Genomic DNA, 10492 nt, shown 5'->3' on the forward strand with positions numbered 1-10492 from the left:
GGTCCGGGTCGCACCCAGAATGCCTGCCTGTCAATGCGGATGTTCGGCAGCGTGACCGGGCTTAAAGTTGATAATTGAGTTTAGAATTATTCTAAACTGTTGTTTCAATTGATTTTTCCTGTCGCGCCAGTTGACTTCCTGCCGCTCCGCCGCTTTATGGGGAGCTTGCGCTCCTGGCGCACCCCTTTGATGTCTGGGCCTTGAACCCTTTCGATTGGAGGCATTTCGGTGTCTTTTGCTGATTGGCCGCGCCATTGCGCGGCAACCTTGCCTTTACGGTCATTCGTGTTTGCGCTGGCGCCGCGTGCCCGCGGCCGCATGCCTATGTCGTTGAATTTCTGAGGAGATGGGGTTGATGAAAGCGATGATCACGCCACGAGTTGTTACGTCACGCTGGGGCAGCAGGCTTGCCGCGATCGGCGCCACTGCGGCGCTGACGGCTGCTGTGTTCGTGCTGCCGGCGAAAGCCGAAACCGATGCGAAGGCGGTGATCAAGACCTATGCCGACATCGCATTGGCCAAGTACGACGATTCGCTGACCACCGCGCAGGCGCTCGACAAGGCCGTCGATACGCTCATCGCCAGGCCCTCGGCCGAAACGCTCAACGCCGCCCGCGAGGCCTGGAAGGCGGCGCGCGTCCCTTACCAGCAGACCGAGGTCTACCGCTTCGGCAACAAGGTCGTCGACGACTGGGAAGGCCGGGTGAATTCCTGGCCGCTGGATGAAGGCCTGATCGACTATGTCGCCAAGAGCTATGGCACGGAGTCGGACGAGAACTCGCTCTATACGGCCAATGTCATCGCCAACAAGGAGATCGAGATCAACGGCAAGAAGGTCGACGCCTCGAAGCTGACGCCCGAATTCCTTTCCGGCACGCTGCAGGAAGCCGGCGGCGTCGAGGCTAATGTCGCGACCGGCTATCACGCCATCGAATTCCTGCTCTGGGGCCAGGATCTGCACGGCACAGGCCCCGGCGCCGGCGAGCGTCCCTACACCGACTACGATCTCAAGAACTGCACCGGCGGCAACTGCGACCGCCGCGCCGAATATCTGAAGTCGGCGAGCGACCTGCTGGTCTCCGACCTGCAGGAAATGGTCAACGACTGGAAGGAAGACGGTGCGGCGCGCAAGGCCCTTACCGATGGCGAGCCGAATGCCGGCATCGCCACGATCTTCACCGGCATGGGCTCGCTGTCCTATGGCGAGCTGGCCGGCGAACGCATGAAGCTCGGCCTCTTGCTGCACGATCCGGAGGAGGAGCACGACTGCTTCTCCGACAACACCTACAACTCGCATCTCAATGATGCGATCGGCATCCGCGCCGCGTATCACGCCAGCTATACGCGTCTCGACGGCACCGTGGTTTCCGGCCCGTCGGTATCGGACATGGTCAAGGCCGCCGATCCGGCGATCGACAAGGAACTGTCGGACAAGCTCGACGTCACGGTCGCCAAGATGGAAGCGATCAAGGCGCGAGCGCTGGCCGGCGAGGCCTATGACCAGCAGATCGCCGAGGGCAACGCGCAAGGCAACGCCACGGTGCAGGCGGCGATCGATGCGTTGATCGACCAGACCAAGTCGATCGAGCGCGCCGTCGGCTCGCTCAAGCTCAACGCCATCGCCTTCGAGGGTTCCGACAGCCTTGATGCGCCCGATAAAGTCTTCAAGTAACGTCGGGCGAGTAACAGCCAAGCGGCGCCGGAGCGGCGCCGCCAGCCAGAGCAAGTAAATGCTGATCTGCCACTGCAACATCATCACCGAAAAGGAGATCGAGCAGATGATTGTCGGTCTGCTGGATGAAGATCCCTGGCAGCTTATTGTGCCGGCGAAGGTCTATCATGCCATGGGCAAGCGCGGCCGCTGTTGCGGCTGCTTCCCAAATGTGGTGGAAACGATCATTCGGGTCACCGAGAACTACCACGCCCGTTCAGAGGGGAGCGGCGTGGACATCGTTTCACACCTGGACCGCGTGAGAGGCTTGCGCGTCCAATACGGGAGCAGATTCCATGAAAGGCGAACCGCAGATCATCGAGCGGCTTAACGAAGCCCTGTTTCTGGAGCTCGGGGCCGTCAACCAGTACTGGGTCCACTATCGTCTGCTCGAGGATTGGGGATACACCAGGCTGGCAAAGAAGGAGCGGGCGGAATCGATCGAGGAAATGCATCATGCCGACCGGCTGGTGGCCCGCATCATCTTCCTCGAAGGCCATCCGAACCTGCAGTCCGTAGCGCCGCTGCGCATCGGCCAGAACGTGAAGGAAGTGCTCGAATCCGATCTCGCCGGCGAATATGACGCGCGCACCTCCTACAAGCGCTCGCGCGAGATCTGTCAGGATGAGGGTGACTACGTGTCGATGAAACTGTTCGAGGACCTGCTTGCCGACGAGGAAAGCCACATCGACTTCCTGGAGACGCAGCTCGATCTGCTCGCCTCGATCGGCGAGGAAAAATACGGCCAGCTCAACGCCGACCCGGCCAACGAGGCGGAGTAAGGACATGCGGGAATGCGGCGCCCCGTAAAGCTTTTGCGCCGCGCGCTGCGGGCCGGAATCGATGGCCTGCCGCTCCCGAGAAATCCGCGATACAGCAATTGTCGCGGGGCCTTGCTTTTGCTTGCGATCGCGCTGTCCGCCTCGGCCATGGCTGGCGAGCCGCAACCAGCGGGCATTGCCTCCAGCCGAACCGACCTGACGCCGAAGGATCGGGCGCGGGTTCTGGCCGTCACCCGACCGGCCACTGATTTTTCCAAGCCCGAGCAGTTCGAGCTGATGCAGGGCGGCGCAGGTACGTCGCGCAAGGACGTCAACCGGGACGCCTTCTCGCAATCCTCCGCCAACATCACCTTCGAGGAAGAGGCGACCTTCAAGCTCGGTAACGCGCTTTTCCGCAAGAACTGGGTATCGTCGCCTTCGTCGACGCAGGCCTCTGACGGGCTCGGCCCGCTGTTCAACGAACGCGCCTGCCAGAACTGCCATCTGAAGGATGGCCGCGGCCGTCCGCCCGAGGGCAGCGTTGGTTCCACCTCGATGTTCCTGCGGCTGGCGCGCGACGCAAGCAACGCGGAGGAGAAGGCAGCGCTTGCCGACCATAGGGCGCTGAACTTCCCCGATACGGTTTACGGCTCGCAACTGCAGGATCTCGCGGTTCCCGGCCTCAAGGGCGAGGGCCGCATGCGCGTCGAATATCAGGAACAGAAAGTTACGCTTGCCGACGGCACGGTCGTTTCGCTGCGCAAACCGAGCTATTCGATCGAAGACCTGGCCTATGGCCCGCTCGATCCAGGCACCACGCTCTCGCCGCGCCTGACACCACCGATGATCGGCCTCGGCCTGATCGAGCAGATCGATCCGGCCGATATCCTTGCCCATGCCGATCCGGACGACCGCGACGGCGACGGCATCTCCGGCAGGCCGAACATCGTGAGTGACGCGCCAGGCGGCGAACCGGCACTTGGCCGCTTCGGCTGGAAGGCGCAGGCCGCATCGATCCGCGAGCAGGCCGCCGACGCCTTTGCCGGCGACATCGGCATCTCGACGCCGGAGGTACCGAAGCCCTGGGGCGACTGCACCGCAACACAGAAGCATTGCCTCGCCATGCCGAACGGCGTGCAGGAGCGCCTGGGTGCTGCGGAGGCGCCGCCGCCGGTCATGGACCTCGTCGCCTTCTATTCGCAGAACCTGGCCGTGCCGGCGCGCCGCGATATCGGCACACGGCAAGTTCTTGCCGGCAAGAAGCAGTTCTACGAAATGGGCTGCATTTCCTGCCACACGCCGAAATTCGTCACCCTGCGCGGCACGCCCAACAAGGCGCAGGCCTTCCAGCTGATCTGGCCTTATTCCGACTTCCTACTGCACGACATGGGTGAGGGTCTGGCCGACGGGCAGCGGGTGGGGGAAGCGAGCGGCAGCGAATGGCGCACGCCGCCGCTTTGGGGCATCGGCCTGACCGCGACGGTCAACGGCAATACGTTCTATCTGCATGATGGGCGCGCCCGCACGCTCGAGGAGGCGATCCTCTGGCACGGCGGCGAGGGCAAAAAGGCGCGCGACCGCTTTGCCGCCGCCGCGGCGGCCGACCGCGATGCGCTGATCAAATTCCTGGAGTCGCTCTGATGTTGAAACGGCTGGCCGCCGCGCTTGCTCTTCCCCTGTTGCTGGCCGCGCCGGCCTCGGCGGCGGTCAAAGCCTCCGATGTCATCGGGAGGGCGATCGACGGCTTTGTCCGCCCGGCCTATGCCAGCCTCGATGACCGTGCGACGAGCCTGACCAAGACGATGCACCAGCTTTGCGCGGCACCTTCCGGGCAAAATCTCGAAGCGGCGCGCTCGGATTTTTCCGCCACGGTCGAGGCCTGGTCGGTGGCCGAGATCATCGCCTTCGGGCCGGTCAAGGAGAACAACAGGCTGGAGCGCATGCTCTATTGGCCGGACCGTAAGAGCATCGGTTTGAGACAGGTGCAGGCGACGCTCGCCGCCAAGGATCCTTCCGCCACCGATCCGGCGCAACTGGCGGGAAAGAGCGTCGCCATGCAGGGGCTCGGCGCGCTCGAATATGTGCTTTTCGGCGATGGCGCCGAGACGCTTGCCAAGAAAGATGATCCCTATCGCTGCGCCTACGGGGCGGCGGTTGCCGGCAACATCGAAACGATCGCCGGAGAGGTTCGCGACGCCTGGAACAAGCCGGACGGTTTTGCTTCGCTCTGGGCCAATCCGGGGCCGAAGAACCCGCTCTATCGCGACGGCACGGAAGCGGTGACGGAACTGGTCGGCGTCTTCATCAACGAGCTGGACATGATCCGCGACGTGCGCCTCAAAGGCTTCCTCGGCGCGAAGCCGGACGCCGACAAGCCGAAGCAGGCGATCTACTGGCGCTCGCAGAACACGGCGACTTCGCTGGCCGGAAATCTGTCCGGCATCGACCGGTTGTTCCAGGCCTCGAGACTCGGCGACGCGCTGCCCGCCGATGCACGGTGGATGGCCGAATCCATCCACATCCAGCTCGCCAACGGCGTAGCGACGGCGAAGTCCGTCAACGGACTGATCGACAAGGCGCTCGCCGATCCGGCGCTGCGCGGCAAGCTCGAGCACTTCGCGCTGATCACTTCCAGTCTTTCGACGTTGATCGGCACCAGGATGACCGCCGAGTTCGGCCTGACCGCCGGCTTTTCGTCACTGGACGGGGATTGATGCTTTGAGGACCTCGCTCATCGATCGCCGCGATTTCCTGCGCGCTGCCGGAGCAGGGTTCGCCGCCGCCATGGCGCCGCGCGCCTGGGCGGAAACGCTTGCTGCTGACGCCGTCTTTGCAACGGCCTTCGTCAAGCGCGACGGCAGCTTCGGCGCCGCCGTGCTCTCCGAGGCCGGCAAGATCCTGCACACCGTCGATCTGCCCGACCGTGGCCACGACGTCACTTTCGATCCGGTATCGAAACGCTCGGTCGTCTTTGCGCGCCAGCCCGGCACCTTCGCGGTCGTCTTCGACCATGCCGGCCGCGAGCCCCCCTTGACCATCGCCAGCATCGCCGGCCGGCATTTCTTCGGCCACGGCGTGTTCTCGCCCGACGGCGTGCTGCTCTATGCCACCGAAAACGACTTTGACAACGCCGCCGGTGTCGTCGGCGTTTATGACGCGAAGGCGAAGTTCAGCCGCGTCGGCGAATTCCCGACCTACGGCATGGGGCCGCACGAATTGCTGCTGCTCGGCGACGGCCGAACGCTCGCCATTGCCAATGGCGGCATCGAAACGCATCCGGATTTCGGCCGCGCAGAGCTAAACATCGCAACGATGAAGCCGTCTTACACGCTGGTCGACCGCATCACAGGCGACCTGATCGAAAAGCATGAGCTCCCGCCGGCGCTGCACCAGCTCTCGATCCGCCACATGGACCGCGACCAGGCGGGCACCGTCTGGTTCGGCTGCCAGTATCGCGGACCGGCGACCGATCGCCCCGCGCTGGTCGGGCGCGCCGCACGCGGCAAGGAACTCGAGCTGCTGGAGATGCCGCAGGACGTGCTCTCCGGCTTCCGCAACTATATCGGTTCGGTCGCCGCCAATCCCGCCGCCGGCACGCTCGCCGTCACCTCGCCGGAGGGCAATTCGCTCGCCGTCATCGACGCCGCCAGCGGGCGGATTGTCGCGACCAAATCGCTTGTCGAGGTTTGCGGCCTGGCCCCCGACGGTGCCAGCTTCATGGCGACGACGGGCGCCGGCGAGATCGTTGGCGGTGCTGGTGCCGCGCGCTCCGAGCCTGACTATGTCTGGGACAACCACATGCTGCGCATCGCGACCGCGGCCTGATGGCCGGCTTCGCCTCTGTATTGGTTGGAAGCAAAGCCGCTTAACATTTATGCGGCCTGGCCCTTGCGGCGGCGGGCCATGCCGGGCAGAGGGAAAGCGTTCGTTAACCGGCCATATGAAGCTGCCAACATGAAGCTGCTCGCCATCGACTGCGCCGCCAATCTCTGCGCCGCCTGCGTCTATGATGCGGGCGCGGGTATCGAGCTTGGCCGCCATGTGCTCGACCTCGGCAAGGGGCACGCCGAGCATTTGATGGCCGCCATCGAGGCCGCCTTGAAAGCCGGTGGGATCGGCTATCAAGACCTGGATGCCGTCGCCGTCTCGATCGGGCCCGGTTCCTTCACCGGCCTGCGCGTCGGCGTCTCGACCGCGCGCGGCCTGGCGCTGGCCCTGAAGATCCCGGCCATCGGCGTGACGACCCTGGAAGCGCTGGCGGCGGAGGCCGCAAATACCTTTCCTGGCCGCGCCGTGCTTGCCGCGCTCGATGCCGGCCGAGAGGAGCTCCATGCGGCTCTTTTCGACAAAGCGTTAGTCTTGACTTACGGTCCTGCGGTGGCCACGCTTTCCGAAGCGACCGCAATGGCGGTCGACGCGACCGCGGTCCTCGCCGGCACCGCCGCGCCGCAGATCGCTGCGGCCGCCGAGGGTACCTTCGACATCGGGCCCGTCGCCGCCACGGCCGAGATCGCGACCTATGCCCGGCTGGCCGCCGCCAAGGGGCCAGGCGAAAAGCCGAAGCCGCTCTATCTGCGCGGCGCCGACGCCAAGCCGCAGGCCGGGTTCATATTGCCAAGACAGCACCATGATCCCCAAAAACGGAATCCACGGGGAAAACAGTCCTGATGCGCATCCCTTTCTTTCAGCCGCGCCGCAGGGACTATGCGCTGGAGCCGCTGACGGTCGCCGACAGCGCCGCCGTCTCGGTGCTGCATCGCGAGGATTTCGTCCGCCCCTGGACCGATGGCGAATTCGCGGCGCTCCTCGAACAGGACACCGTGTTCGGTTTCGCAGCGCGCGAGACCGGACAGGGGGCAAAACCTCCAGTCGGGTTCGTGCTGGCGCGGCTCGCGGCGGGCGAGGGCGAGATCCTGACGGTCGCCGTCGCCCGCGCGCATCGCCGCCAGGGGCTCGGCTGGCAATTGATGGACGCGGTACTGCGCGAACTGCACGCGCAGCGCGCCGAGGCGCTCTTCCTCGAGGTCGACGAGACCAATGCGCCGGCGATCGCGCTCTACCGCAGGCTCGGCTTCCGCCAGGTCGGCCAGCGTCCGAACTACTACCGGTCGACCGAGCACGGCCCAACCGGCGCGCTTGTCATGCGCCGCGATCTTCGCTAGCCAAGCGGCGCGATAGGGCCGGAGCGAAATGATCAGGAAATTGCGGATTTTCATGGCGTTCGGCCTCGTCGCCGCCGGCACGCTGGTGATGGTGCCGCTGCAGCTCCTGTCGATGAAGACCGGGCTCTGGCCGGAAACGGTCGTCCTGAAGATCTGGCACGGCATGATCCTCAAGGCGCTCGGCATGCGCGTGCACGTGAAGGGCGCGCTGTCGAAGGAGCGCCCCTTGCTCATCGCGGCCAATCACATCTCCTGGACCGACATCATGGTGCTCGGCTCGTTTGTCGATGTGAAGTTCATCGCCAGGGCGGACATGAAAGGCTGGCCGATGATCGGCATGCTGTCCAAGCTGCAGCGCACCGTCTTCATCGAGCGCGAACGCAAGCGCAGCTCCGGCGACCAGGCGAGCGAGATCGCCAGGCGCATGGCCAAGGGCGACGCCATGGTGCTGTTTGCCGAGGGCTCGACCGGCGACGGCAATCTGGTGCTGCCGTTCAAGAGCACCTTGTTCGGCGCTGCCTCGATGGCGATCTCGGAAGGGGCCGCGGACCATGTGTTCATCCAGCCGGTGGCGATCGCCTATACCCGGGTGCATGGGGTGCCGATGGGCCGCCGCCACCGACCGATGGCCTCCTGGATCGGCGATCAGGACCTGATGCCGCATCTGAAGGTCCTGCTTGCCGAAGGCGCTGTCGATGCCGAGGTGCATCTTGGCGAACCGGTGCCGTTCGCCAAAGGCTCGAGCCGCAAGGAAACGGCAAGATTGATGGAAGCGAAGGTGCGCGAGATGATGCAGGCCGCGCTCGCCGACCCACGTCCCAGCCGCTAGCGGCTGACCCAAAAACCGAACGCGCGGCGCCATAACCCACCAGAATCGTCTGTTTTTTGTCACGGAAAGGCGTTAGAAGCCGGCCGATGGAATTGAACACGATCGAAAGTCACGACATCGGCACGGCGCCTGAACGCGAGCCGGCGCCTGTCAGGGCGGCGAAGAAGGTCTTCGTCAAGACTTATGGCTGCCAGATGAATGTCTACGATTCCCAGCGCATGACCGATGCGCTGGCCGCCGACGGCTATGTCGCGACCGACGCCGTCGAGGATGCCGATCTGGTGCTGCTCAACACCTGCCATATTCGCGAGAAGGCGGCCGAAAAGGTCTATTCCGAGCTTGGCCGCATCCGCGACATGAAGGCCGAGCGCGCCGAGGCCGGCCGCGAATTGCTGATCGGCGTCGCCGGCTGCGTGGCGCAGGCCGAAGGCGCCGAGATCATCCGCCGCGCGCCCGCGGTCGACCTCGTCATCGGCCCGCAAACCTATCACCGGCTGCCCGACGTTCTGGCAAGGGTCCGCGGCGGCGGAAAGATCGTCGAGACCGACTACGCGGTCGAGGACAAGTTCGAGCATCTGCCGCAGCCGAGGCGCGCCGAAGTGGCAAAGCGCGGCGTCACCGCCTTCCTCACCGTGCAGGAAGGCTGCGACAAGTTCTGCACCTTCTGCGTCGTGCCCTATACGCGTGGCTCGGAAGTCTCGCGGCCGGTGGCGCAGATCGTCGCCGAGGCAAGGCGCCTGGCCGAGGCCGGCGTACGCGAGGTGACGCTGCTCGGCCAGAACGTCAACGCCTGGCACGGCGAGGGCGAAGACGGCGAGGAATGGGGTCTTGGCCGGCTGCTCTTCCGCCTGGCGGAAATCCCCGGCCTGGCGCGGCTGCGCTACACCACCAGCCATCCGCGCGACATGGATGACGAATTGATCGCCGCGCACCGTGACCTGCCCGCCCTGATGCCCTATCTGCATTTACCGGTGCAGTCTGGTTCCGACCGGATACTCAAGGCGATGAATCGCAGGCATACGGCACGCGACTATCTGGCACTCATCGAGCGCATCCGCGCGGCGCGCGGCGATATCGCCATGTCGGGCGACTTCATCGTCGGCTTCCCCGGCGAGACGGACGAGGATTTCGAGGCGACGCTCGAGCTGGTGCGAGAGGTGAATTACGCTTCGGCCTTCACGTTCAAATATTCGCCGCGTCCCGGCACGCCGGGCGCCGAGATGGACGATCATGTGCCCGAAGCGGTGAAGGATGAGCGGCTGCAGCGCCTGCAGTCGTTGATCAACGAGCAGCAGCAGAGTTTCATCGCCGGCCTGGTCGGCCGCACCGTCGGCACGCTAATCGAGAAGCCGGGTCGTCGGCCCGGTCAGAAAGTCGGCCGCTCGCCATGGCTGCAGCCTGTTATTGTTGACGACAAGGCCGGCGGAATCGGTGACATTATTGACGTGCGAATCACGAAGACAGGTCAAAACAGCCTGTTCGCCGAGTTGGCCTGATGCATGTCGCCCAAAAGTGCTCGCGGTTTTGGGACAACGGCATGCATAGCCACAAGCCTCGGCAGATGAGGAGAGACGGTTGAGCGCTGCTGAACTGAAGAACCCGCCCCAGAACCAGGCATCCGGGGCCTCCGACATGGCGCACATCGTACTGACCTTCGACAACAACAAGCTTGCCAGCGCCCTCTACGGCCAGTTCGACGAGAACCTGGCCCGGCTCGAGCAGAAGCTCGGTGTCGACATCCGCTCGCGCGGCAACCAACTTGCGATCAAGGGCTCGGCTTCCGCCGCCGAGCAGGCGCGCCGCGCGCTGGATACGCTCTACGGCATCCTGCAGAAGGGCGTCGACATCGGCCAGTCCGACGTCGACGGCGCCGTGCGCATGGCGATCGCCGCCGACGACCAGCTGACGCTGCCGACCATGGAGCGCAAGGGCAAGGTCTCGGCCGCCCAGATCGCGACACGCAAGCGCACGATCTATGCCCGCTCGCTCAACCAGGACGCCTATATGCGGGCGCTGGAGCGCTCCGAAA

Annotated in this window: 10 protein-coding genes and 1 pseudogene; all 11 read left to right on the forward strand. The window is 64.8% G+C overall.

What is annotated here, in order from left to right:
• Positions 1-364: 364 nt before the first annotated feature.
• Positions 365-1672, forward strand: coding sequence for an imelysin family protein (locus tag EOA29_RS13315; protein WP_126095648.1), 1308 nt, complete (start codon positions 365-367; stop codon positions 1670-1672).
• A 58-nt stretch (positions 1673-1730) separates the two neighbouring features.
• On the forward strand, positions 1731-2042 hold the full coding sequence (locus tag EOA29_RS13320) for a (2Fe-2S)-binding protein (RefSeq protein ID WP_126090371.1): 312 nt from the start codon (positions 1731-1733) through the stop codon (positions 2040-2042).
• On the forward strand, positions 2008-2493 hold the full coding sequence (bfr, locus tag EOA29_RS13325) for a bacterioferritin (RefSeq protein ID WP_126090370.1): 486 nt from the start codon (positions 2008-2010) through the stop codon (positions 2491-2493). Before EOA29_RS13320 ends, bfr begins: the two co-directional genes overlap by 35 nt.
• Before the next feature lie 12 nt (positions 2494-2505).
• Positions 2506-4113 carry a di-heme oxidoredictase family protein gene (locus EOA29_RS13330; RefSeq protein WP_126090369.1) on the forward strand — a complete coding sequence of 536 codons (1608 nt, stop codon included), beginning with the start codon at positions 2506-2508 and terminating at the stop codon, positions 4111-4113.
• Entirely contained in the window at positions 4113-5186 is a 1074-nt protein-coding gene (locus EOA29_RS13335; RefSeq protein ID WP_126090368.1) for an imelysin family protein, read from the forward strand. The genes EOA29_RS13330 and EOA29_RS13335 overlap by 1 nt, the downstream gene beginning before the upstream one ends.
• Positions 5187-5190: 4 nt before the next feature.
• Positions 5191-6297 (forward strand): DUF1513 domain-containing protein, encoded by a 1107-nt coding sequence (locus tag EOA29_RS13340; RefSeq protein WP_126090367.1) that lies wholly within the window; start codon positions 5191-5193, stop codon positions 6295-6297.
• 129 nt (positions 6298-6426) lie between these two features.
• Positions 6427-7140, forward strand: coding sequence for a tRNA (adenosine(37)-N6)-threonylcarbamoyltransferase complex dimerization subunit type 1 TsaB (tsaB, locus tag EOA29_RS13345; RefSeq protein WP_126090366.1), 714 nt, complete (start codon positions 6427-6429; stop codon positions 7138-7140).
• Positions 7140-7634: a ribosomal protein S18-alanine N-acetyltransferase gene (gene rimI / locus EOA29_RS13350; RefSeq protein WP_126090365.1), complete on the forward strand. Its 495-nt coding sequence runs from the start codon at positions 7140-7142 to the stop codon at positions 7632-7634. Before tsaB ends, rimI begins: the two co-directional genes overlap by 1 nt.
• Before the next feature lie 28 nt (positions 7635-7662).
• A complete protein-coding gene (locus tag EOA29_RS13355; protein ID WP_126090364.1) occupies positions 7663-8463 on the forward strand; it encodes a lysophospholipid acyltransferase family protein in 801 nt (266 codons plus the stop codon).
• Between the two features lie 86 nt (positions 8464-8549).
• Positions 8550-9959, forward strand: a complete 1410-nt coding sequence (miaB, locus tag EOA29_RS13360; RefSeq protein WP_126090363.1) for a tRNA (N6-isopentenyl adenosine(37)-C2)-methylthiotransferase MiaB — start codon at positions 8550-8552, stop codon at positions 9957-9959.
• 136 nt (positions 9960-10095) lie between these two features.
• A pseudogene (locus EOA29_RS13365) lies at positions 10096-10492 on the forward strand (PhoH family protein); the annotation flags it as partial.

The sequence above is a fragment of the Mesorhizobium sp. M1E.F.Ca.ET.063.01.1.1 genome (assembly GCF_003998155.1).
In the GTDB taxonomy this organism is placed as follows: Bacteria; Pseudomonadota; Alphaproteobacteria; order Rhizobiales; family Rhizobiaceae; genus Mesorhizobium.